Genomic DNA, 24,964 nt, shown 5'->3' with positions numbered 1-24,964 from the left:
CAACACAAAAAATACTTTGATTAGACACAAATTGAACACAGAAAGTAAGTATGATACACATTATCAAAGGAAATTACTCAAACTGTTCCCTCGGATTTTCCGTCATATGTTAGGGGCAGTAACATCCATATACAGTAGCATTCACAGGTAGGAGGAAAAAATGAAACGAATAGCTGGAATCATTGCAGGAGCTCTTTTATTCGGCGTTGTAGCCGGCGCTTCAATGGTTGGAGTAAATATAGCTGCTCAGAAGGCAGGAATTGCATATCAGAAATCAATTAATGCTGTCAACGAAACAGCTCCTGCCGGAGGGGAACAATCAAACACACCGGTTGAAACAGAATCCACGCCGGTTACTACAAGTACACCATCAACTATTCAGACTGCACCGGTCAGTTCGTCATTTACCAGTGTGACTGAGGTTGCAAAGAATGCCATGCCATCAGTTGTGGCCATAACAAATATGGTCAAGTATCGTCAGAATGGCTATTCTATCTTCGGAAACTATCAGAGTTACGAAACTGAAGTGCCTGCCAGCGGTTCGGGTGTGATAGTGCAGAAGACAGACACAGAGCTTCTCATTCTTACAAACAATCACGTGGTTGAGTCCTCTGAGTCTCTTTCCGTAACCTTTATAGATGACGAGTCAGTTGATGCCGTTGTAAAGGGAACAGATGCTGCCGCAGATCTGGCTCTTATCGCAATAAAGCTTGAAAACATCCCTACAAAGACAATGGAAGCTATTTCCGTCGCAACTCTCGGTGACAGCGATCAGCTGGAAGTAGGAGATCAGGTAGTAGCTATCGGTAATGCTCTCGGCTACGGTCAGTCAGTTACCACAGGTATCATCTCAGCAAAGGACAGAGACGTTGCCACAAGCAAGGGCACATCTTCAGGTCTTCTTCAGACCGATGCTGCAATTAACCCGGGTAATTCCGGCGGCGCTCTTATCAATATGAAGGGTGAGGTTATAGGCATTAACGTTGCAAAATATACCTCCACCTCCATAGAAGGCATGGGCTATTCCATCCCTTCCTCAAAGGCAAAGAAGATCGTTGATTCACTTTCTTCTCTTGAGACACGTGAGGAGATCCCTGAATCAGAGAGAGGCTACCTCGGCATCATGGTAAAGAACATTGATGCTCAAACAGCCGAAAGCTTCGGAATGCCTCAGGGTGTATTTATCTATAAGTTCATCGAAGGCTCAACAGCTCAGAACGAGGGACTTCAGGAAAAAGACATTATCACCGCAATGAATGGTCAGGGAGTAACGAACTTTACAGATCTATCTTCAATCCTTGCAAAATATCGTGTGGGTGAAACAGTAACTCTCACTATTCAGAGACCTAACGGTGACAAGTATGACGAGCTTAATGTTGACGTGGTTCTGGGCCAGTCACCATCCTCAAATAATGCTTCCTCTGACGGACAGAAGGAGAGTATCGATCCTTTCGCAAGAAACAACGGTGAGTCAGGAAATGATGGCAGCAGCCAGAATTCCGAAAACTACTCAATGGACTCCGATGAGTTTTGGAGAACCTTTGAAGAGTTCTTCAATGAGCATCAGTAATAATAAGTAATCTACAGCCGGAGGGCATCAATTGAAAATGAGTCGCTGTGACAAGTTTTTCAATTGATGCCCTCCGGCTTTGTCTTGTTTATTATTGACGCAAAACCGCTTAAATACTAAAATAAACTTCATGTAGCCTGCGGGGAGATTCGCTTTATAAGCGTAAAACCGTGCCTTGGAGGCAAAGGAGATATTATGAAGATTTTTAATTCGATGTCACGCATGAAGGAAGAGTTTAAACCCATAGAGCCGGGAAAGATCCGCATGTACGTCTGCGGCCCTACGGTTTACAATTTCATTCATATCGGAAACGCCCGTCCCATGATCGTCTTTGATACCTTCAGAAGATATATGGAATATCAGGGGTATAAGGTGACCTACGTTTCCAACTACACCGATGTAGATGACAAGATTATAAAAGAGGCTAATGAAGAGGGCGTTGAGTGCTCCGACATTACCAAAAGATATATAGCAGAAGTTGAGAAGGATATGGCTGACTTAAATATCGAGGAGGCTATCCATCCCCGTGCCACAGAAGAGATCCAGGGCATGATCGACCTTATCGATACTCTTGTTAAAAAGGACAGTGCCTATGTTGCAAAGGACGGAACCGTTTACTTCGATACAACATCATTTAAAGATTACGGCGAACTCAGCCACAAAAACATTGATGAGCTTCAGTCAGGTTTCCGTGATCTGAAGGTTTCCGGCGAGGACGGCAAGAGAACTTCAACAGACTTCGTTCTCTGGAAGCCAAAGAAGATGGGAGAGCCTTACTGGGAGTCACCATGGTGCGAAGGCCGTCCGGGCTGGCACACAGAGTGCTGCGTTATGGCTCCCAAATACTGTGGTGGACGTCTCGACATCCATGCCGGCGGCGAGGACCTTATTTTCCCTCATCATGAGAATGAAATCGCCCAGTATGAGGTGGCTCACGGCGAAAAATTCGCAAATTACTGGATGCACAATGCATTCATAAACATTAACAATCAGAAGATGTCCAAGTCCCTGGGCAACTTCTTCACGGTCAGAGACATTACTTCACAGTATGATCCCCGTGTTCTCAGATTCTACATGCTGAGCGCACACTATCGTAATCCTCTTAACTTCTCAAGGGATCTTATGGACAGTGCAAAGACCTCTCTCGAGCGTATACAGACTGCCATCGAGCGTCTCCGTGAGCTTAGCGCAAAGTTAACCGGCAGCGACATGTCAGCAGCCGAGCTTGAGACAGTAAAGAGCGTGGACGCACAGCAGGATATGTTCAACCAGAAGATGGATGATGATCTCAATACTGCCGATGCCATCACAGCCATCTTTGAGCTTGTAAAGATTGCCAATGTTTCTGTCACAGAAGAAAGCACCAAGGCATTTGCAGACTACGTACTCGAAAAGATAGAACTTCTTATGAGCGTTCTCGGAATCAAGACAGTGGTAGCAAAGGATGATCTGGATTCAGAGGTTGAAAAGCTCATCGAAGAGCGCCAGGCTGCACGTAAGGCTAAGGATTTTGCAAAGGCTGATGAAATAAGAGATAAGCTTCTCGAAATGGGCATCGTTCTCAAGGATACCCGTGAGGGCGTTAAGTGGAGCAGAGCATAATGTCCATGACAGAATCTTTTATCAAACTTTACAAAGAAAAACTTGATCTTAAGGCGGTGGATGTCCAAACAACATCCCCGCTTATTCTTGCGTATATCGGGGACTGCATCTATGATTTCGCAGTCAGGGAGTATGTGGTCACCCATTTCCCCGGTTCCATCAATGCCATCAACCGAAAGAAAACCGAATTTGTATGTGCCCATGCCCAGTCGGAGATCATGGGGTATATAATTGCGAAGGAAATACTGACTCCGGAAGAGATGTCTATTTACCGGCGAGGCAGGAACCAGAAGTCCGTAACCCACAGTAAGAACAGCTCCATCCAGGAGTATCGTCGCGCCACAGGTTTTGAGGCTCTTATCGGGTATCTGTATCTGACAGAACAGTACGAACGCCTGCTGGAGATTGAAGCCATGGGCATCCATCATCTCCGGGAATTGCATGACAAATACGGGAAGATAAAGCATGAGGAAAAGACAGAACTTCCTGATAATGACTATTCCTCTGATGCAGAAAATCCGGATTCCTAAAAATCCCAGATGATGATTGGTATGTGATTTTCGAAGAGTATCATTGAGTCGAAAATATGTGCTATTTCTGAGGACAGATCATCAATTAACTCCTCTGCATTTTATTAATTAACTTTTGAAAGGTCTATATATGAGAGACGAACAATTTACCATCATCGGCAGAAATCCGGTTATCGAAGCTTTTCGTGCCGGAAAAACAGTTGACCGTCTGTTTCTGCAGGACGGTGTTCATGACGGTCCTGTTTCCACCATCATAAGAGAAGCAAAGAAAGCCGGTATCAAGCCGGAATTCGTTAAAAAGGAAAGACTCGATGAGATTGCCGGTCAGGGTTCACACCAGGGTGCCATAGCTTATCTTGCAGCTTTCCACTACAGCACAGTTGAGGAAATACTTGACTATGCCAGGGAGAAAAATGAAAGCCCGTTTCTTTTTATTCTGGACGGAATAGAAGATCCTCACAATCTCGGTGCCATGATCCGTACGGCTAATCTTGCAGGCGCACACGGCGTAATCATTCGCGAAAGACGTGCTGTGGGACTCACCTCAACAGTTGCCAAAACTTCAGCCGGTGCCCTGGAATACACAAAGGTTGCCAAGGTTACAAATATCGGTCAGACCATCGAAGATCTGAAAAAGGAAGGACTTTGGTTTGTTTGTGCCGATATGGATGGCGAGCAGATGTATAAGCTGAACCTGAAAGGTGCCATCGGTCTCGTTATCGGAAATGAAGGAGAGGGCGTATCACGACTCGTAAAGGAGAAGTGCGACATGGTAGCCTCCATTCCTATGTTCGGAAACATTGATTCCCTCAATGCTTCTGTGGCCTGCGGTGTTCTGGCCTATGAGATTGTGCGTCAGAGACTGAATGGATGATGTATAAAATCTCAAACATAATATAAGATATAAAAGTCGGGTATAGTGCCCGACTTTTATTTTATAAAAAAAAGGGTTATCCTAGGGGAGACATTTATTATTAAAACTCGTTAATGAGCATACTTACACTACATTAATTGTTTACGAGTAGACGCAAACTAGGCTAACTCAGAAATGGCAGTTAATTACGTTTACGAATCTATTTTGGAGAATTTATGGAAACAAAATCAGAGAAGGAAGAATTTCTGGAGTGCGAGAAGATATGGGTCTTCTGGTCACTTATATTTGTGGGAGGCTATTACGGTGCTTATACCTACAACATTCGCGGAGGCGTTTTCTGTAATGCACAGACTGCCAATGTTGTTCTCCTTGGCTTAAACTTAGGGAACGGTAACTACGGAAAGGCCGCTTACTACCTGATACCATTTGCCGCCTACCTGGGTGGAACCATCCTTTCAGAGGTTCTGGCAAAGGCGGTTAAGAAATATCATCTGCTCAGATGGGACACCATCCTTGTGGGCATCGAATTAATTGCCGTAATTTTGTTAGGACTTATGCCGGCAGAATGGCCGGATCAGATCTGTCAGGTTACTCTTAACTTTATCTGTGCCATGCAATTCAACACCTTCAGGCAGTCTGAGGGTATAGGTATGGCAACAACTTTCTGCACCAACCACATAAGACAGTTTGGTTCAAACCTGGTAAAAGCTTTTCGTGACGGTAATCCAGAGGCAACAAGGCGATGGAAGCTCCATCTAAGCATGCTCATTATTTTTATGGCTGGAGCTTATGTGGGTACTCTGGGATGCCGATTGGTAAGCTATAAATCTATCTGGGGCGCAGGCATCGTGCTCCTTGTAGTTTTCATAAACCTGATGAAAGCAGACAGAACTTACGAAAAAAACCTTTTGGGAAATGTGCCCAGAGGGCACTGAAACTATTCCGACAAACCTACTGTTTTTTAGCTATCATGATGACCGTATCCATCTTCGGCAGTTAAAGTTATAAGATAGCGGAAAGAGATTTATCATGAATATATCCGGACATACAAAGATGATCTGCCTCCTGGGCAGTCCTGTAGCTCACAGCCTTTCTCCTGCCATGCATAACGAAGGCTTTAAGCAGCTTGACCTTGACTACTGCTACCTTGCATTTGATGTAAAAGAGGGGGAGCTCAGCGGCGTTCTTGACAGTTTCAAGAAGATGGGAGTGAGAGGCTTTAACCTCACCATGCCCCTTAAAACAGAAGCGGTATCCCTTTGCGACAGACTGAGTACAGCCGCAAAGATTGCTGAAAGCGTAAATACCGTGGTCATTGAGGATGACGGAACCGTCACAGGACACACCACCGACGGAATCGGTTTTACGGAGTCAGCGAGACAGGCCGGGGTCGATTACATTGGAAAAAAAATCACCCTGCTGGGAACAGGAGGTGCCGGCATTGCGGTGCTCACCCAGCTGGCACTGGATGGTGCAAAGGAGATTTCTGTTTTTGAACGCTCAGGAAGCAGGTTCAAGGACAGAACAGCGTCAACCATTAAAAAAATACATGATGCCACTTCCTGCAAGGTCACGGTCTATGATTACGAGGATGATGTGATGAAACGGGAGATTTCTGAATCTGTGCTCCTCATAAATGCTACAAACGTTGGTATGGCACCGAATCCGGAAGGAAATCTCATAAAGGATGCTTCCTGGCTTACGGACAGAGCCTCCGGGATGAATGAGAAACTTACGGTTTCCGATGTCATATACAACCCACGGAAAACAAAGCTTCTTGAAATGGCAGAGGAGTGTGGACTCAATGCTTTTAACGGCATGTACATGCTGCTTTACCAAGGGGCTGCTGCCTTCGAGCTCTGGACCGGAAAGAAAATGCCGGTGGAGATCGTGAAGGAAAAATACTTTGATATATGACTTAGGCGAGGGAAACTATTAGTAACAGCTCCACCAAGGCATGACTATAATATTGTTGCCTTAGGATTGACTGCATTCTCGAAAAACAGCAAAGTAAGTCAACCGGAGAAACGGGATCATCTTTAAAATCTAAATAAACTTTGATTTTTATTAAATATGTTGATTGAACGATTACAACTTTTACACTAATTTTTCTTCATTAAGCATGATTTTATCTAAAACAGGAGGAAACCAAAGTGACAAACCCTCAGACCCTCGAAAAACTGAAGAAAAAGAACATTGCCCTCATCGGCTTTATGGGAGCAGGAAAATCCACGGTTTCCTCTTGCCTTAAAGACATGCTTGGAATGACAGAAGTGGACACTGATGCGGAAATTGTCCGTCGTGAAGGCATGCCCATCAAGGACATCTTCGAAAAGCACGGTGAAGACTACTTCAGGAAATGTGAAAGCGAGGTCATCCTTGACCTCCAAAAATCAAGTGGCACCATCATTTCCTGTGGCGGCGGAGCGGTTCTTCGGGAAGAAAATGTTACAAACCTGAAAAAAGGAAGCACCATAGTCCTTCTCACCGCAACCCCGGAAACAACCCTTGAAAGAGTAAAGGATTCAGGCGATCGCCCAATCCTCAACGGCAACATGAATGTTGATTTCATCCGGAGCCTGCAGGAGAAGAGAAGCACAAAGTACGAGGCTGCTGCGGATATCATCATTGCTACAGACAGAAAGACAGTTCAGGAAATCTGCGAAGAACTGGTGCAGGCTGTTGTGAATTCCTGACGATTCAGCCGGCATGGTTCGCGAAGACCTTGGTCGGCTCTTTTCCCCACCATCCGGAGTTATTGGAACCACTGATTGACCTTAAAACTCAGAATTCAGAATATAAGTCAATGTAACCCGCCATTCAGGATGACCCAAATCCTGATTACCTGAAATTGAGTCAATGTAACCTGCCATTCAGGATGACCCAAATCCTGATTACCTGAAATTGAGTCATTGTAACCTGCCATTCAGGATGACCTAAATCCTGATTGCCTGAAATTGAGTCATTATAACCTGCCATTCAGGATGACTCAAATCCTGATTACCTGAAATTGAGTCATTGTAACCTGCCATTCAGGATGACTCAAATCCTAGTAACCGGAATATGGGTCAATGTAATGCCTTGTTCACTGCGAAAATAAGGCATACCGGCTGAACTGTTTCGGTCCACCGGCTGAATTTTATCAATTTTTCAACTGTATATTGACATTGGTATATCCATATGCTAAATTTAGTAGGTTCTCACTTGAGAGAGCAAATGCTGGTATAGCACAGTCGGTAGTGCGTCGCATTGGTAGTGCGGAGGTCACCGGTCCGATTCCGGTTACCAGCTTTTTTTGTTTCTGTAGTATCAAAAAAGGCTTAGGAAATTGCAAGCTTGTGCAGTTCCTAAGCCTTTCTTCTGCAAGGGTCCTATCATAATTTCATGAACAAAAAGCCCGAAATCCCATGACATCACATGAGATTTCGGGTTTTTTCACAGCTTCAAAATCATCGTCGCAAACCTGAAATATGCCAACAGCGAGAGAGCATCAACGATTGTAGTGATGAAAGGACTCGCCATAACCGCTGGGTCAAAACCAAGGCGCTTTGCTCCAACCGGAAGCACACAGCCTATGAGCATAGCCATAAGTACCGCTGCAATAAGCGTCAGACATACCGTGATAGCTACAGGCACAGCCACATGATCAAAGATGAGAAGCTTTGCAAAATTGGCAACTGCCAATGTCAGTCCGCAGAAAACAGCAACTCTGATTTCCTTCCAGATAACCCCGGGAACATCGGAATATTCAATCTCACCGAGAGACAATCCACGGATAACCGTAACAGACGCCTGGCCGCCGGCATTACCGCCTGTATCCATGAGCATGGGAATGTAAGCCACAAGCACAGCGCACACACTGAGGGCGTCCTCAAAGGACTTAATGATGGCACCGGTAAAGGTAGCACTTACCATGAGAAGCAGAAGCCAGGGAATCCTCTTTTTATAGGTTTCGAACACGCTGGTTTTCATGTAGGTCTTATCGGAAGGAAGGATAGCTGCCATCTTTTCCATATCCTCTGTGGCCTCTTCTTCCAGGATATCCACGATATCATCGACTGTAACGATACCCACAAGCCTGTTTTCATTGTCTACTACCGGCATGGTGGTAAAGTCGTACTTCTTGAATTGTCTCGCAACTTCCTCCTGATCCATCATGGTATTAAGGGCAATGACATTTTCATGCATTATGTCCCCGATTATCTCATCATCCTTTGAGAGCAGGAGATATCTCAGGGCTACGGTTCCAAGGAGATGCCTGCCGCTGTCCAGTACATAGCAAACATCGATGGTCTCGGAGTCGACACCGACCTTACGAATTCTTTCTATGGCTTCCCTGACAGTAGAGCTTTCCTTAAGGTCCACAAACTCCACGGTCATGATGCTTCCGGCACTGTCATCCGGATAGCGCAGAAGCTGATTGATCTCACGCCTTGTATCGGCATTGGCATTGGCCAGTATCCTTGTAACGATGTTCGCCGGCATCTCATCCATAAGATCTGCAGCATCATCCGCCATAAGGTTATCAATGATTCCTGCCGCTTCTTTTTCGGACATTGCGCTGATGATCTTTTGCTGGAGGTCCACATCAAGGTACGAGAAAACGTCCGCAGCCTGATTCTTGGTCAGAATACGGAATATCTTAAGCATTCGCTCTTCATCGAGTTCCTCTATCCATGCAGCGATATCCGCATCATTATGTTCGGACAGCGCCTCACGGAGCTTCAGGTACTCCTTGTTTTCAAACATGGTGAGAAGCTCATCAAAAACATTATTCTTTTCTTCCATCTTGTATCTCCTTTTATACGGCAAAATAAGCCGCACACAGGAAGATACTCTTTACAGGGAATTCCGGGTGTTGCAGCAGAAGATTGCCGTGATCATATTATGTGTACTTCGGGGAACAGTATCTGAACTTCGACTGTCACTTGACATATGACCACCACCCTTCAAAAGAATTTAAAAACAGGAACGATTTTCGATTCAATTCTATGTTTATAAAATATCAAAGTCAAGGTTTTACTTCATTAAAAAGTTTCGTGAACATCAAATATATGGTACAATCATTCGAGCCGTAGAAATACGCTTAAAGCAGACTTAAGGTTGTCCTTTTGAGAATTGTTTTTAGCGTCAAAGGTAATTTCGGATTAAAGAAAAGGTTATACGATGCATAAACTTCTTTCAGTGGCAATCCCTTGCTACAATTCTCAGGAATATGTCCGTCACTCAATCGAAAGTCTGTTGCCCGGCAGGGACCAGATAGAGATAATCGTTGTTAATGACGGCTCAACGGATGATACACAAAAAATAGCAGAAGAGTACGCCGGAAGATATCCCGGCACAATAAAGGTTGTAAACAAAGAAAACGGAGGACACGGAGATGCTGTTATGGCAGGTCTTCGGGAAGCCACCGGTCTTTATTTCAGAGTCCTGGACTCCGATGACTGGCTCGACGAAAACGCTCTTTATATCTTTCTCGGAACTCTGAAGAAAATGCAGGACAGTGGCGATCCGGTAGACCTTATCATCACAAACTACGTCCATGAAAATGTCATTGAAAAACGGAGCTGCAGCATCAACTACCATAAGAACCTGCCCATAAACCGCCGCTTCTCCTGGAATGAAGTGAAAAAATTTGAGATGGGTTCCTATCTTCTCATGCATGCCACCACCTTCAGAACAGATCTGCTCGTAAGCTGCAATATGGAGCTTCCGAAGCACACCTTCTACGTGGATCACCTGTTCGTATCATATCCTCTGGTACACGTGGAAAGTATGTTTTATCTGGATGTGGACCTTTACCGTTACTTTATAGGACGGGCTGACCAGTCTGTTAATGTAAACATCATGCTGCAAAGAATCAACATGCAGCTTGAAGTAAACCGCCGCATGATCTATGACCTGGCCCTGGAAAACATCAGCAGCACACCTAAGAGAGAGTATTTTTACTATTATATAGAACTGATCTCTCTGGTTACCATTACATTACTTCTTCATTCCGGAACAAAAGAAAACGAGGAACTGATGGAATCGTTCCTCGATGAAATAATGGAAAAGAAGCCTGATGTTTATAATTGGATAATGAGTAAACCTTTGCACAGACATCCCATCCGTCCAATCCGGATCCTTCCACATTTTATATGCTATCCGGTCTACCGCATTGCATTCCGGATCGGACGCCGTCTGCTGGCGCTCAACTGAAGAAGCAGAAGCTGGGAGCCGCTCACTATAAGCGGGAACAGGAAACTGCAGAAACGTGACAGGATCATGGTACTGCCCATGAGATGCTTCGGTATGAGATCTGCAAAAAACAGTGCAAAACCGTATTCCGTAACTCCTGCAGCTCCCGGAAGCGGAAGAGAGGAAACGGAAAGGAACAGAGCTCCCTGGGTGCAGACTCCGGTGAACCAGCTGAAATCATTACAGCCCAAAGCCCTGGCACAAAGAAACGGTATCGAATGGAAAAGTGACATCTGCACAAATGAAGTCAGAAGTATCTTTAGAAATACCCGCTTATTACTGTTCATTAAACCGGCAGCCTTACGATATGTTGCGAAAAATCGCATTATTTCGGTTTTGTTGCCCGGTTTATTTTTTTTACGGTTTAAACGGAGTGCTACGTACGCAAACAATATGGTCATCCGCCTGGAAAAGAGAATGCATATCAGGATGATTATCGTTACAATATTTATAGCAAAGCCTATTGGGAATACGTAGGAAAACTGTCCTCCCAGACTCATTATCCCTTTGGGAATAAAGATAACTCCGATGATTCCCCATACAACTGCCATAATCTGATAACTCAGAAAAGCGCACAGTAGAGAAAAAGTCCCGTGAGACAACTTGATCTTATCCCTGTACATAAAGTACAACTGTCCCGGCTGTCCTCCTGATGAAGAAGGTGTTATGGAACTGAAGAAGAATCCTGCAAATGCATACTTCATCATCTGTGGCACACTTACCTGGTATCCCGTAAGCCGAAGACATCTTCTGATGTTTACACCGTCAGCGATAGAATAAAGGATCATGGAAATCACCGCGGCAGCCACCCAGCGAATATCCGCATGACTTAATGTACCCGCTATATCATGTCCATTCAATTCTTTATATATAATATAAAACGTTGCTCCCCCAAGTACCAAAAGGAGAAGCACGCCAAACAAAACAGATTTATTCTTCCATAAATTCATTAATTACCTCCGTGGACGTTTCCCTCGTCCACCCAATAAATTGTACCATAATACAATGTATGTGTCACCGCCGCATATGCACGGTATTTTACGCAGTTCATTTTGCCAAATTAATTAATAAATGTTCATTATATGACGATATAGATTCTGTCGAGACAGTTATTTGCGCCCATATTATTTACCAGCTATAAAGGAATATACCTGTATGCCAAAAAAGAACATCTTTAATTTTTTAAGATTCACTATAGCCACCACAGGTATACTTTGTCTTTTTTTAGCATTATCCCAAATCACCTATTATGCAGTAAGAAAAAAGCCGGATGAACAAAAGCCCCCTGTCCCCATAACACAGAATGTCCTTTTCCTTAGTTCCTTTGATTCCATGCATGCAAATTACGATGATAAGAAAAACGGCCTGGAAAGTGTCTTTTTGGACAATGGAATCGAATTTGACATTTCTTTCATGGATGTGAAGAGCTTCAAGGGCGACTCAGATGTATCCAGTTTCTACAATTTTTTCGAAGAAAGATTCAACAACAACTCTGCAGAGTACACCGGAATTGTGGTAAGCGATGATAACGCTCTCCAGTTTGCTATGGATCACCAGGAGGAATTCTTCAAGGATCTGCCCATAGTATTCTTTGCCATCAACAATAAAGAGAGGGCTGAGAAAGCAGTTGCCAATCCTTATATGACCGGTGTTTTCGAACCGGACTATATAGTGGATACCGCTAAAACCGCCATGAATTCCATGCCGGACAGAAAGACTCTTGTGGCACTCCATGACGAATCCGAAGCAGGCCTTGTGGATATTGATGAATTTAATGAGTATATGAAGTCCTTCCCGGACTACACTGTAATAGAACTCAATGCCGCAAAACTCACCATGGCAGAGATAATAGAGAAGCTGAAAACATTACCGGATGACTCCATCATATTTTTCATGGCCTGTTACAATGATGCCACCGGACATAAATATTCCCTCCTGGATATTGCAAATATCATCCAGGAAAACACAGACGCTCCCATTATGAGAAATTATGTGGGAGGAAGAGAAGTGGGAATACTGGGCGGAACTTACATGAATGCCTTCGACCAGGCAAGACTGGCTGCAACCATACTGACTGACATCCTGATCAATGGTGCAAAGGTATCCGATTTTGGGCTCTACACCGATGCCGCAAGCATTACATGTTTCAACTATGGTCTCATGAAACGTTACGGTATAAGCGAAAAAATGCTTCCGGACGATACCGTCTATATTAACAGACCACTGTCATTCCGCGAAACTTACAAGGAAATCATCCCCGCTGTTGCTCTTTTGATGATTTCCATGCTGTGTCTTGTCTCAGCCATAAGCTTCGCTTTCATCAACGAAAAAATGCATGTAAAGGATCTGGAAAAATCCAAATCCGAGATAGAAAACTCCAAATTCATGCTCCAGTACCAGGCTGAGCATGATGAGCTTCTGGATCTCCTGAACAGAAGAAGTATCCTGAAATATATGCGTAATAATTTAAAGGCTGACCACAGATACTCTGTTATGCTTTTTGATATCGACGGTTTCAAGGATGTAAATGAAAACTACGGTCACAAAATAGGAGACCGGATTCTTAATGACATAGCAGACCGTCTGAAAAGCTTTGCGGACTCCCTCGACCTTACTCTGGGAAGATACGGAGGAGACGAGTTTATCGTCATCAATTCCGGCAATTGGCTCAACAAAGATTCGGAGATAGTTACCGGCATAGTGGATATCTTCAACAAGCCTTTCATGGTGGAGGATGTGGGTATACTTCTTTCAACAAGTGCAGGTATCTCAAACTCTGACGGAGTCACCGAACCTCAGGACCATATCCTTAATGCTGAGATGGCTTTGTTTGAAGCCAAAGAGCATGGAAAAAACATGGTCTGCGTTTATACCGATGTGATGAAGCAGAAGTTTGCCGAGGAAACCAACGTAAAACAGGCTTTTCTGAATGCACTGGAGAACGACGGCCTGTACATGAAGTACCAGCCGAAGGTTTCCGCACAGACAAAAGAGGTCATCGGCTATGAAGCGCTGGTTCGGCTTAAGGACTCACCTTACGGACCCGGACAGTTCATTCCCATAGCAGAAAAAAACGGATGGGCCTCAAAACTTGGCCGTGCCACCACAGCTCTTGTAGTAAAGCAGCTGGCAGAGTGGAAGAAAGCCGGGAAGACCATTTATCCTGTATCCGTCAATTATTCCAGCAGACAGATCAACGACTCGGGTTATGTTGAATTTTTGGAATCGCTTCTCAAGCTGTACGGAGTAGACCCGGGGTACATCGAGATCGAGATTACGGAAAGTCTTTTGATGGAAGAGTCTGCGACTTCCGGAAAACTGTTTGAAGATTTCAGAAAGCTCGGCATAAAGCTTCTTCTTGATGATTTCGGAACCGGTTACTCATCACTTGCATATCTGACCTATGTGCCGGTTGATAATGTTAAGCTCGATAAATCTCTGGTGGATACCTACCTGGTAGAGGGCAAGGATGCCTTTATAAGAGATGTGATACAGCTGGTACACGACATCGGAAAGCTTATCACCATAGAAGGTGTGGAAGAGAAGTGGCAGTACGAAAAGCTTCGGGAGTTTAATGCCGATGCCATTCAGGGCTACTATTTCTCTAAGCCTCTGAATCCGGAGGATGCAATAGAGTTTAAAGCAATCGAGTAGATGAAAGAACTCTCTGTTCATCATTCCGTGACAACCTTATAGCGTTTATAAAAGGAGCGGTTCAGTCCGCTCCTTTTCGTTTTCATAAATCCGTTTTTCAGGGAAATTATTTTCATAAATAACTTTTATTAAATTTACGCTCCGAAAGTCTTATTTTTTTGGAAATATTATCCGAAAATAATATGTGAATGTAAATATTAGGGGTATTTGCTTTCGGGGGTGTAACTTATGTTTAAAAGGGGTATTTTATTCATTTTAGTTGTACTGTTTCTATTCACAGGGTCTCTGTGTGCCTATGGCTGTTCAGCAGCCGAAATCGAAGCTCTCTATGCAGGCGAAACTGATCCCAATGTCAGAAGTATGGGCGTAAAAATGCTGAAAAAGGAACTTGGTCTGGATACGGGCAGTGATGTACGTACCATCGGAACATTTTCAAGAAGTGACAATGACTTCATAACTATGACTTCACTGGTCAATGTCAACAGACAGTCCGTAGCTGACCTTACTGACCGGTCCTTCGTTCTGCGTCTCGGAAAATCAGGAACTTATGATGATGAGTACTATGCTGAAAGAGAGCAGGATCTGGATCTTCTCATTTATCACATCAATGCTGTAAAGGCTATGACCTCCGGCATGAGTGACAGAGAAAAATCCGTGTTCATCAATAACTACATCTGTGACAGCTTTTCCTTCCGGCGCCATACCAGTTCATCCTCCAGTGCGGTGGAGGGCTTTAAAAGCGGCATCACCAACTGCAGGGGATACACAGCAAGCTTCTACATCATCGGCATGAACTGCGGTCTTAATGTTAAGGCAGAATGTGCACACAACAGCACCGGCAGCCATACCTATAATATCGTAAACATCGGCGGCGCCGACTATGTTGTAGATACCTCTGCCAATGATCTCTACGGCACCAATGATTACCTTCTTGTACCTTATGCTTCCTACATGGCAGAGACAAACAGCGTGAAGGTAAGGGATTCCCTGGCGGATCTTGACAGCGGAATCGTATAGCTTTCCAAATATAAAATACGGTATTCCGGGATAGTATCTTCTGTTTTGGAATACCGTTTTTTTGTTATAACTTCCCGGGGAAGTCACCATAACTTATATGTATATTTTTTATAACATAAATCTTACGAAATCCTTGCAAAAGAGTTTGCAATAATCTATACTAAATTTAAGCAAAATTCTACGAAAAGTAGGAGGTAGGGATTAATGAAACCTACAACAATATAGAGGTAAGTGACCAATACAATGGCTTACCTCTTTTTTGTTGCGTAAAAACCTTATAATATAAAAATAAACGCAAAACAATGCGTAATACTTATACATCCGGAGGACGAAATGAAACTGATCAAAGGCGGAAGAGTTATTGATCCGGCAAACAACATTGATACCATAACAGATGTGATGATAAACGATAAAGGAAAAATAGAACGCATAGGTGCCGTAGATCCGGCATTGAACTTCGACACAGTTATAGATGCGGAAAACCTGATAGTGGCTCCGGGTTTCATAGACGTTCATGTTCATTTCCGTGACCCCGGACTTACTTATAAAGAAGACATCACCACCGGTGCGGCTGCCGCTTCTGCCGGGGGCTACACCACAGTCATCTGCATGGCAAACACCAAACCACCTGTTGACTCGGTGGAAACATTGGCGGAGCTTTGCTCAAGGGAAAAACAGCTTCCCATCCATGTCCTTCAGGCTGCCAATGTTACAGCCGGGATGCAGGGCAAGGAGCTTACCGATATGGAGGCGCTGCTTGCTGCAGGGGCTGCAGGCTTCACCGATGACGGAGTTCCAATAGCAGATGAGAAGCTGCTGCTTCAGGCACTTAAGAAATGTAAAGAGCTCGACGTTCCCATATCTCTTCATGAAGAGGATCCGGCGCTGATGTTCAGTGCAGGAGTTAACAAGGGTGTGGTTTCGGACAAGCTTGGCCTGGGAGGAGCTCCGGATGAAGCAGAGTACGTGCTTGTTGCAAGGGATGTAATGCTGAACCGGAAGATCGGAGCAAAGCTGGACATCCAGCACATATCCAGCGGTGTAACAGTAGATATACTCAGGTCGGCAAAGAAAATGGGCATAAAAGTATACGGAGAGGTAACCCCTCAGCATCTTGCTGCCACTGAAGAGCTGGTTCTCGAAAAGGGTTCTCTCGCAAGAGTAAATCCCCCGCTGAGAACAGAGAAGGATCGTCAGGCGCTTATAGAAGGTCTCCGTGACGGCACCATCGATATGATAGCCACGGATCACGCACCTCACAGCAAAGAAGAGAAGTCGAAGCCCATCGAATCGGCACCAAGCGGCATGATCGGGCTGGAAACAGCTCTCGGCCTCGTTCTGACAAGCGTTGTCCGCACCGGTCAGGTGCCTCTCAAAAGAGTCATCGAAGCCCTTACCATAAATCCCGCAAAGCTTTATAAGCTTCCGGCCGGCACACTATCGGAAGGAGCTGATGCAGACCTCGTAATCTTTGATCCTGAAGAAAAGTGGACGGTGGGCGACAGCTTCCGTTCAAAAGCCTCAAACTCCCCCTTCATCGGTTGGGAGCTCTACGGAAAAATAAAGACCACCATCTGCGGCGGTGAGATAGTTTTCAGGGATTAAAAAACACCACAGTGGACGGTTCTCGCCGGCGAGAACCGTCCACTGTGGTGTTTTTGAGGGCGAGTTTTCAATATATAACTCACCCTATAGCCAAATCTATCAACGCTTTTTTGAGCCTTGATTTCTGTCATACATATGCAATTCCAATTGGATCTCAATTACTATTCACAGATTTTACTATAGCACGTCGGACGTCTGTCCCTGAATAAGCCCCAGGACAGGCGGTCTTTTCTTATTCTGTCAAAATCGAATTCGGATATAAGGATCTCATCCTTGTCACGGCCGGCCTGCCGAAGTATTGCTCCGGTTTCATCCGTGATGAAGCTGCTGCCGTAGAAGGTAAGAGAAGAGGACTGACCTCCGTTTTCCTCACAGGGTTCAACCTTCTCGAGACCGTAACGGTTTGCGGCCATTACCGGAACGATATTGGCTGCTGCATGTCCCTGCATGGTTCTCTGCCAATGTCCCGAACTGTCAACCTCAAGTATAGGTTCGCTTCCTATTGCGGTAGGATAGAGCAGTATATCCGCCCCCATCAGAGCCATGCATCTTGCGGTCTCGGGAAACCACTGATCCCAGCATATCCCGACGCCAACATTACCATATCTGGTATTCCAGACCTTAAAGCCTGTATCCCCTGGGGTGAAATAAAACTTCTCCTGATAGTAGTGGTCATCCGGAATGTGAGTCTTTCTGTATACTCCCATAAGAGATCCCGAATCAAGCATTGCGATGGAATTGTAAAGACAGTTCCCGGACCTTTCATAAAAGCTCACCGGCATTGCCAGCGAAAGCTCCTCCGTAAGCTTACTGAAATGCTTAACCGCCGAATTCTCTTCCGTGGGAAGAGCATAGTCATAGTACTCGTACCTTCGCTCCTGGCAAAAATAAGGTCTCTCAAAAAGCTCAGGAAGCAGTATGATCCTTGCCCCCAGCTCATAAGCCTTTCTTACAAGCTCCTCAGCATGAGCTATATTATCCTCGGGTCTTTCAGTGCAGCTCATCTGAATGGCTGCTGCTTTAACAGAACTCATAAAATAATCCTCTCTGAATCTTCTCTACAATAAGATCCGGCATCTGATGTTCTTACTCTCAATGACGGCATGAAGGTTATCCCATTTAAAACCACTTAACAAAATCCGGCACTGCATACCGGATCCACCGGACATGCAGCCACTCCTCATTCCAAAGCTCACGCCATCGGCACCTGCTGCGTTATGCAGTGAATGTTCCCGCCACCCAGCAGTATGTCCATGGAATATATCCCCACAACCTCTCTGTCAGGGCAGAGCTCTCTGAAAAGCTTAAGAGCCCTTTCATCGCTTTCAGCGTTTTCTCCTCCGAACTGAGGCACCAGCACCGTTTTGTTTCCGAAATAGAAATTCACATAGCTTGCCGCAAGCCTTTCCCCTTCGGTGCGAATGTCCTCGCCCTCCTCAAACTCATACTTATCTACGTCTTCATCACCGATAAGTATGGGGTGCTCCGGCACAGGAAGCTTATGAAGGATGAGCTTCCTTCCATTTGCATCCGTAATCCCGGAAAGGTAGTCATAGTCAGCCTTTGACATGGCATACTGGGGATCCGCTTCGTCATCGGTCCAGGCAAGCACCACTTCCCCGGGACGTATAAAGGCACAGACATTATCCACGTGTTCGTTGGTTTCATCATTGTAAATGCCATATGGCAGCCATAAAACCTTTTTAACCCCCAGGGCATCACACAACCTTTTTTCTATTTCCTCTTTACTGAGCTCCGGATTTCTTCCTTTACTGAGAAGACAGGTTTCCGTTACAAGAAGTGTTCCTTCTCCGTCAGTATGGATGGAACCGCCTTCCAGAACGAAGTCCCCGAAGTCATAGATATCTTTTTTCAGTGCCTCGCAGAACCCGACGGCGGCAGCATCGTCCTTATCCCAGTGAGCATAGAGACCGTCATAATCCCCACCCCAGGCGTTGAATTTCCAGTTAATGCCTCTCAACTCTTTACCGTCAGTAACAAAGGTAGGTCCCACATCCCTGGCCCAGGCATCATCCGTAGGTATCTCCAGGATCTCAGCACAGTCTGAGAGAGCAGCCGAGGCTTCCTCTTTATGCTCGCTGTCACAAAGGAACCATACCTTTTCATTACGGGACAGTACCCTTGCGATCTCGCAAAAGGCCGCCTGAGCCTTTGACGGGTCCACACCCCAGCTTCCGGGTCTCGTTGGCCAAATGAGAAGAGTACCTTCATGCTCGTTAAACTCAGCCGGCATATAAAATCCGTCCTCTGACGGGATTCTGTCTTTGATCAGCATAAACCTTTCTCCTATAAACTTCCGGTTTCAGTCTTTTTCTCTGAAACACAGATGAAGAGCCAATAAGCTCCTCATCTATAAATGCATGTTTTCCGCCGTTTATTTCTGACACACAGATGTCAATCTAATCGGCTATATATTCCGATCTTTTTTCTGTCATATGTAATAATCAAACAGGAAAACCATATGTACTACGAAAGCCGGCATTTAAAATCCTCATATCCGAAGCTCTTCACAATCTCGCAGGAACCATCCTCATGCAGGAGTCCGATATCAGGAAGAGGCATACCGTTAAAGGTATTGTTCTTCACCATGGAATAGATGGCCATGTCTTCAAAAACCAGGGTGTCTCCGATTTCCGGCATTCTGTCAAAGCTGTAATCCCCGATGACATCCCCTGCGAGACAGGTTCTTGAGGAAAGTCTGCAGGTAAAAGGCTTCTCCCCGGGCATACCACCGTCACGAAGAGGCGGACGGCATGGCATCTCCAGCACATCCGGCATATGGCAGGCAGCGGAGGCATCCAGAATGAGGATGGGGAGAGTATTATCAACTATATCCATTACCCTCGTGTAAAGATAACCGGCATCAAGGGCGATAGCCTCCCCCGGCTCCAGATAAACCTGAACATCGTAGGTATCCCTGAGATGACCTATGGTCTTTTCCAGAAGCGCGAGATTGTATCCCGGCTTTGTGATATGGTGGCCGCCCCCGAGGTTCACCCATTTTGCTTCCCTGAGATATGTTCCGAAGCTTTCCTCCACAGCCCTGACAGTAGCAGCCAGAGGCTCGGCCCCCTGCTCGCAGAGGGTATGGAAATGTATACCTTCAACTCCCTCAGGCAAATGCTCCGGCATATCCTTCCTCCGGATACCGAGACGTGAACCGGGAGCGCAAGGGTCGTATATTTCGTGCCCCTCCTGGGTGGAAAACTCCGGATTGATCCTAAGTCCGACACTGACCCGGTGTTGTTTTTCGTAATGGGTTTCAGATGTCACACCTGAGTTATCTTTAAAATTCCTGACGGAGTCCTCACCGGAACCTTCACAGGAATCCCCGTGGGAGAGCACATCCTTTCCGGCCTTCATACCCGGATATTCTTTGAAATCCATTTCCGAATCCGGGCCCGGCTTAGCCCCCTCCCAGACCGGTCTGTGGAGCTCCAGCTGCCTCAGTGAATTAAAACTGATATGGTCGCAGATCTCACAAAGCTCCACCATCTCTTCATGAGTAAAGGCAGGAGAGAACACATGATTCTCCCCGCCCATTTCCTCATGTGCAAGCCTGGCCTCGAAAAGACCGCTGGCAGTTGCTCCAGAGATATATTTTCTTATAAGGGGATAAATCCGGAACATGGAGAATGCCTTCTGGGCAAGCAGTATATGGCATCCCGTCCGTTCCTCCACACCCTTCAGGATACGGAGATTATCCTCTATTCTTTTTTCGTCCACCAGATATACCGGTGTTTTCAATTCCTTGATTTCCACTTCATACACCTAAACACTAACACAGCTACAGCGTCTTCATTTGTCTGAACTAAAGAATTCACGTTGTTTCAGGACTTCTGAATTATATATTCCGGCTGATTATCAAATGCTTTATCAGAAGAAAATGCAGGGAATGCGTGCCGGGCACGAAACCTGCATTTTTCTATTCGGTAGTTAAACCTTCATTCAACAGTTACCGGATTCTCATCAACCACCCATGGGAGACCGAACTTTGTGAGCATCTCCATGTATGGATCCGGATCAAACTCATCCGTTGTGAGGGTTCCCCTCTTGTTCCATACACCGCTTGCAACAAGGGCAGTACCTATCATGGCCGGAACACCGGTTGTGTAGCTGATGGCCTGGCTGCCAAGCTCCTTGTAGCACTCCTGATGGTCGCAGACATTATAGATAAAGATGGTCTTTTCCTTTCCATCCTTAACTCCGGTAAAGATACAGCCGATATTGGTCTTTCCCACAGTTCTCGGTCCGAGAGATGCAGGATCCGGAAGAAGCGCCTTCAGGAACTGAATAGGCACGATCTCCTGACCATTGAAATTGATAGGAGTGGTGGAAAGCATTCCCACATTCTCCAGACACTTCATATGTGTAAGATAGCTCTGTCCGAAGGTCATGAAGAAACGGATTCTCTTTACTCCCGGAATATTCTTTGCGAGGGCCTCGATCTCCTCATGATGAAGAAGATACATATCCTTCATTCCCACCTGAGGAAAATCATATTCTCTCTTTATGGACATGGCGGGAACCTCTACCCAGTGACCGTCCTCCCAGTAGCTTCCCGGAGCGCTTACCTCACGAAGATTTACTTCAGGATTAAAGTTTGTGGCGAAAGGATAGCCATGATCTCCGCCGTTACAGTCGAGGATGTCTATGGTATGGATCTCGTCAAAATAGTGTTTTAATGCATAAGCCGAGAACACACTGGTAACTCCCGGATCAAAGCCGGTTCCCAGAAGAGCAGTAAGTCCCGCATCCTTGAATTTCTGATCGTAGGCCCACTGCCATGAGTAATCAAAGTATGCAGAGAAGCCAAGCTCCTTGCAGCGCTTTTCATAGATCTTTCTCCATTCAGGATCTTCGGTGTTTTCCGGCTCATAGTTTGCTGTGTCTACATAATGTACTCCGCAGGCAAGGCATGCATCCATGATTGTGAGATCCTGATAGGGGAGTGCAACATTGAGAACAACATCAGGCTGATAGGACCTGATGAGCTCTATAACCTCATCCACATTATCCGCGTCAACCTGTGCGGTTGTAACAACAGTGGAAGTTTTCCCTTCAAGCTTTTCCTTAAGGGCATCACATTTTGATTTTGTACGGCTTGCGATACAAAGCTCAGCGAAAACCTCACTGTTCTGGCAGCATTTCTGGATAGCCACCTGTGCAACGCCTCCGCAGCCGATTACAAGAACTCTACTCATATCTTATTTTCCTCCTCGCTTAAAAGATCCTCTACATAACGCGGCAGCATAAATGCTCCGCGGTGCAAATGTGTTGTGTAGTACCAGGTTTTGATATTCCGCGCATTCCATCTTTTACCGTTGAAATCCTTCAGCGGATGATACTTCTTGCTGGCAAAACCGAAGAGCCAGCAGCCTGCCGGACAGGTGGGGATATGAGCCTGGTAAACTCTGTTTATCGGAAAGCTTCTGAAAGCCTTCCTGTGCATGGCGCGGCAGGACTCCTCATCCTCGTCAAAGAAGGGACTTCCGTGCTGATATACCATTATTCCGTCTTCATGAAGGGCTCCGAAGCAGTTGCCGTAAAACTCCTTAGTAAACATGCCTGCTGTATGTCCCAGGGGATCCGTACAGTCGTTAATGATAAGGTCGTACTGATCGTGGCGGGATCTCAGAAATCTTAAACCGTTTTCGTTGTAGATCTTTACCCGGGGATCATCGAGACCGCAGGCATTATCGGGAAACCATTCCTTGCAGACATCGATAAAAAGCTGATCCTCCTCAACCACATCGATTTCCTCGATCTCATCATAATAGGAAAGCTCTCTGGCAACGCCTCCATCACCTCCGCCGATTACCAGCACCTTTTTGACACCGGGATGAACAGACATGGGTACATGTACTATCATCTCGTCATAAACAAACTCGTCCGCCTCGGAAAAGATCACGCTGCCGTTGGAGCAGAGAAATTTCCCGAACTCCGGCGACCTGAAAACATCAATTCTCTGATACTCGCTTTCCCCGGAAAACAGCTGTGCATCTACACGTATGGACAGCTTCACATTGTCTGTATGTAATTCTTCAAACCAAAATTCCATTTTATCTTAATCTCCATTCCGTCGCTCTTATCCGGCGGTTCAAACAGTACTGAAAATTTTTTTAGAACGACCCCTTCTTCAGTACATTAAGGTAGGAAATATCATCACTTTCCGGTCCCTGCATGGAGCATCCCTTTTCCTTTGCATACTGAATATAATCGATGATATCCTTCGTGATAACTTCCCCGGGCGCAAGAATCGGTATTCCTGGCGGATAGCACATTACGGATTCTCCGCAGATATGTCCGGCGCACTCATTGATAGGCACCCTGGTCTTTTCCGCATAAAATGCCTGCTGCGGCGTTGTAGCCACCACAGGGGAAATGTATTCTGCCGTAAAAAGATCCTTTTTCGGTTTTGCATAAAGCCTTCTGATATCGGAAAGCGCCCCCACAAGCCGCTCTATGTCGAGAAGAGAATCTCCGATGGAAATGTAGGCAAGGATATTGCTGATATCTCCGAATTCCATCTGTATGTCGTACTCATCTCTCAGAAGATCGTAGACCTCGATTCCCGCAAGACCGATCTTGTTTGTGAGGACCGCAAGCTTTGTTACGTCAAAATCATAAACACTTCCGCCATTAATGAGCTCCTTGCCATAGGCATAGTACCCGCCGATCTCATTTATCTCATCACGTGCATACTGTGCCATGCGGGCCACCTTCTCGAAGGATTCCTTTCCTCTCAATGCAAGATTCCTTCTCGAAAGATCAAGGCTTGACATAAGGAGATAGGAAGCACTGGTGGTCTGGGTCAGGTTAATGATCTGTCCCACGTATCCCGGGTTCATCTCAGGTCCCAGCAAAAGGAGAGAGCTCTGGGTGAGACTTCCTCCAGACTTATGCATTGAAACAGAAGCCATATCGGCACCTGCTTCCATAGCGGAACAGGGCAGCTCCTCACTGAAGTAGAAGTGGGTTCCGTGAGCCTCGTCCACCAGGGCAAGCATGTTGTGCTCATGAGCCAGCTTTACGATGGTTCTCAAATCCGAGCAGATGCCATAGTAGGTCGGGTTGTTTACCAGTACAGCCTTGGCATCGGGATTATCCTCCATGGCCTTCTTTACATCCTGAACCTCCATACCGAGAGGTATCCCAAGCTCCACATCCACCTTTGGATCTATATATACCGGCGTTGCACCGCAGAGCACGAGAGCATTGATGGCACTTTTATGTACATTTCTGGGAAGTATGATCTTGTCCCCGGCTTTGCAGGCGGAAAGCACCATTGCCTGTACGGCAGAGGTCGTTCCTCCCACCATAAGAAAAGAGTGGGCTGCGCCGAATGCATCTGCCGCAAGTTCTTCCGCTTCCTTGATAATAGAAACAGGATGGCAGAGATTATCCAGGGGCTTCATGGAATTTACGTCTATACCTACACATTGCTGACCTAAGAAACGGACCAGCTCCGGATTTCCCCTTCCCCTTTTATGTCCCGGGACATCGAAGGGTACCACGTGGAGCTTTCTAAACCTTTCAAGGGCATCATATATAGGTGCTTTTTTTTGTCTTTCCGGATTCATGTTTTTCCTTCCTAACACAAAAGGCAGCGCCGCTTTTTCGCAGCACTGCCTTGTAATCAACCTTTAATCATTTCAGATCCGCCTCTGTCAGATTGCCTATTGAACGTTTCACAAGTAGTGTGCTTTCAAGCACTGGTTATGAAGTAACCAACTTATAAAATTGAGCTTTTAACTCGATCAATATGTGGCATAATGCCACTTCGGCAATGGCCGGCCCTGTCCGATGAGCTTTTCACAGTGAACCCGTGGTTCCTGCAACAGGCCTGTA

19 protein-coding genes and 1 tRNA gene are annotated in these 24,964 nt (G+C 45.7%); 12 read left to right on the top strand and 8 right to left on the bottom strand.

Features of this window, described 5'->3' with window-relative positions:
• Window positions 1–160 precede the first annotated feature (160 nt).
• The 8 genes from BLV86_RS06390 to BLV86_RS06355 all read left to right on the top strand — a co-directional run bounded on the left by BLV86_RS06390 (window position 161) and on the right by BLV86_RS06355 (window position 7,867).
• Entirely contained in the window at window positions 161–1,570 is a 1,410-nt protein-coding gene (locus BLV86_RS06390) for a S1C family serine protease (protein ID WP_090815728.1), read from the top strand.
• A gap of 195 nt (window positions 1,571–1,765) precedes the next feature.
• Window positions 1,766–3,172, top strand: coding sequence for a cysteine--tRNA ligase (gene cysS, locus BLV86_RS06385; protein ID WP_090815726.1), 1,407 nt, complete (start codon window positions 1,766–1,768; stop codon window positions 3,170–3,172).
• Window positions 3,157–3,702 (top strand): Mini-ribonuclease 3, encoded by a 546-nt coding sequence (locus BLV86_RS06380; RefSeq protein ID WP_242873254.1) that lies wholly within the window; start codon window positions 3,157–3,159, stop codon window positions 3,700–3,702. The genes cysS and BLV86_RS06380 overlap by 16 nt, the downstream gene beginning before the upstream one ends.
• A 130-nt stretch (window positions 3,703–3,832) precedes the next feature.
• Window positions 3,833–4,576 (top strand): 23S rRNA (guanosine(2251)-2'-O)-methyltransferase RlmB, encoded by a 744-nt coding sequence (rlmB, locus tag BLV86_RS06375; RefSeq protein WP_031553830.1) that lies wholly within the window; start codon window positions 3,833–3,835, stop codon window positions 4,574–4,576.
• Window positions 4,577–4,791: 215 nt separating this feature from the next.
• Entirely contained in the window at window positions 4,792–5,511 is a 720-nt protein-coding gene (locus tag BLV86_RS06370) for a YoaK family protein (RefSeq protein WP_090815722.1), read from the top strand.
• Window positions 5,512–5,605: 94 nt separating this feature from the next.
• Window positions 5,606–6,493, top strand: coding sequence for a shikimate dehydrogenase (gene aroE / locus BLV86_RS06365; RefSeq protein WP_175456456.1), 888 nt, complete (start codon window positions 5,606–5,608; stop codon window positions 6,491–6,493).
• A gap of 236 nt (window positions 6,494–6,729) precedes the next feature.
• Window positions 6,730–7,272 (top strand): shikimate kinase, encoded by a 543-nt coding sequence (locus BLV86_RS06360; RefSeq protein WP_242873253.1) that lies wholly within the window; start codon window positions 6,730–6,732, stop codon window positions 7,270–7,272.
• A gap of 522 nt (window positions 7,273–7,794) precedes the next feature.
• A tRNA-Thr gene (locus BLV86_RS06355) sits at window positions 7,795–7,867 on the top strand.
• Between the two features lie 144 nt (window positions 7,868–8,011).
• On the opposite strand, the gene mgtE is transcribed toward BLV86_RS06355, so the two are convergent.
• Window positions 8,012–9,364 carry a magnesium transporter gene (gene mgtE / locus BLV86_RS06350; protein WP_031554577.1) on the bottom strand — a complete coding sequence of 451 codons (1,353 nt, stop codon included), beginning with the start codon at window positions 9,362–9,364 and terminating at the stop codon, window positions 8,012–8,014.
• Window positions 9,365–9,742: 378 nt separating this feature from the next.
• Between mgtE and BLV86_RS06345 the strand changes: the two genes are divergently transcribed.
• The gene (locus tag BLV86_RS06345) at window positions 9,743–10,777 is read left to right on the top strand and encodes a glycosyltransferase family 2 protein (protein ID WP_090815719.1); all 1,035 of its coding nucleotides are present in this window, start codon (window positions 9,743–9,745) and stop codon (window positions 10,775–10,777) included.
• Here the strand turns inward: BLV86_RS06345 and BLV86_RS06340 are convergent.
• Complete coding sequence (locus BLV86_RS06340; RefSeq protein ID WP_090815717.1) at window positions 10,729–11,766, bottom strand: lysylphosphatidylglycerol synthase transmembrane domain-containing protein; 1,038 nt, start codon at window positions 11,764–11,766, stop codon at window positions 10,729–10,731. The two genes, BLV86_RS06345 and BLV86_RS06340, sit on opposite strands and share 49 nt — an antisense overlap.
• 205 nt (window positions 11,767–11,971) lie before the next feature.
• On the opposite strand from BLV86_RS06340, the gene BLV86_RS06335 reads away from it, so the two are divergent.
• The 3 genes from BLV86_RS06335 (at window position 11,972) to BLV86_RS06325 (ending at window position 17,092) form a co-directional block, all read left to right on the top strand.
• Window positions 11,972–14,470: a bifunctional diguanylate cyclase/phosphodiesterase gene (locus BLV86_RS06335; protein WP_090815716.1), complete on the top strand. Its 2,499-nt coding sequence runs from the start codon at window positions 11,972–11,974 to the stop codon at window positions 14,468–14,470.
• 228 nt (window positions 14,471–14,698) lie between these two features.
• Window positions 14,699–15,487, top strand: coding sequence for a hypothetical protein (locus tag BLV86_RS06330; RefSeq protein ID WP_090815714.1), 789 nt, complete (start codon window positions 14,699–14,701; stop codon window positions 15,485–15,487).
• Between the two features lie 333 nt (window positions 15,488–15,820).
• On the top strand, window positions 15,821–17,092 hold the full coding sequence (locus BLV86_RS06325) for a dihydroorotase (protein WP_090815713.1): 1,272 nt from the start codon (window positions 15,821–15,823) through the stop codon (window positions 17,090–17,092).
• Between the two features lie 161 nt (window positions 17,093–17,253).
• On the opposite strand, the gene aguB is transcribed toward BLV86_RS06325, so the two are convergent.
• The 6 genes from aguB to BLV86_RS06295 all read right to left on the bottom strand — a co-directional run bounded on the left by aguB (window position 17,254) and on the right by BLV86_RS06295 (window position 24,696).
• Window positions 17,254–18,126 (bottom strand): N-carbamoylputrescine amidase, encoded by an 873-nt coding sequence (gene aguB, locus BLV86_RS06320; protein ID WP_090815711.1) that lies wholly within the window; start codon window positions 18,124–18,126, stop codon window positions 17,254–17,256.
• 158 nt (window positions 18,127–18,284) lie between these two features.
• Window positions 18,285–19,388, bottom strand: coding sequence for an agmatine deiminase (aguA, locus tag BLV86_RS06315; RefSeq protein WP_031554592.1), 1,104 nt, complete (start codon window positions 19,386–19,388; stop codon window positions 18,285–18,287).
• A gap of 191 nt (window positions 19,389–19,579) precedes the next feature.
• Complete coding sequence (locus tag BLV86_RS06310) at window positions 19,580–20,875, bottom strand: carboxynorspermidine decarboxylase (protein WP_242873252.1); 1,296 nt, start codon at window positions 20,873–20,875, stop codon at window positions 19,580–19,582.
• A 182-nt stretch (window positions 20,876–21,057) separates the two neighbouring features.
• Window positions 21,058–22,317 carry a saccharopine dehydrogenase family protein gene (locus tag BLV86_RS06305; RefSeq protein ID WP_031554596.1) on the bottom strand — a complete coding sequence of 420 codons (1,260 nt, stop codon included), beginning with the start codon at window positions 22,315–22,317 and terminating at the stop codon, window positions 21,058–21,060.
• Entirely contained in the window at window positions 22,314–23,174 is an 861-nt protein-coding gene (speE, locus tag BLV86_RS06300) for a polyamine aminopropyltransferase (protein ID WP_031554598.1), read from the bottom strand. Before speE ends, BLV86_RS06305 begins: the two co-directional genes overlap by 4 nt.
• Before the next feature lie 61 nt (window positions 23,175–23,235).
• Entirely contained in the window at window positions 23,236–24,696 is a 1,461-nt protein-coding gene (locus BLV86_RS06295) for an aminotransferase class I/II-fold pyridoxal phosphate-dependent enzyme (protein ID WP_031554600.1), read from the bottom strand.
• Between the last annotated feature and the right edge of the window lie 268 nt (window positions 24,697–24,964).

The organism is Oribacterium sp. KHPX15 (genome assembly GCF_900107835.1).
GTDB lineage: Bacteria > Bacillota > Clostridia > Lachnospirales > Lachnospiraceae > Oribacterium.
Note: the sequence above shows the minus strand (reverse complement) of the source record. Positions and strands in the feature narration are given on the sequence as shown.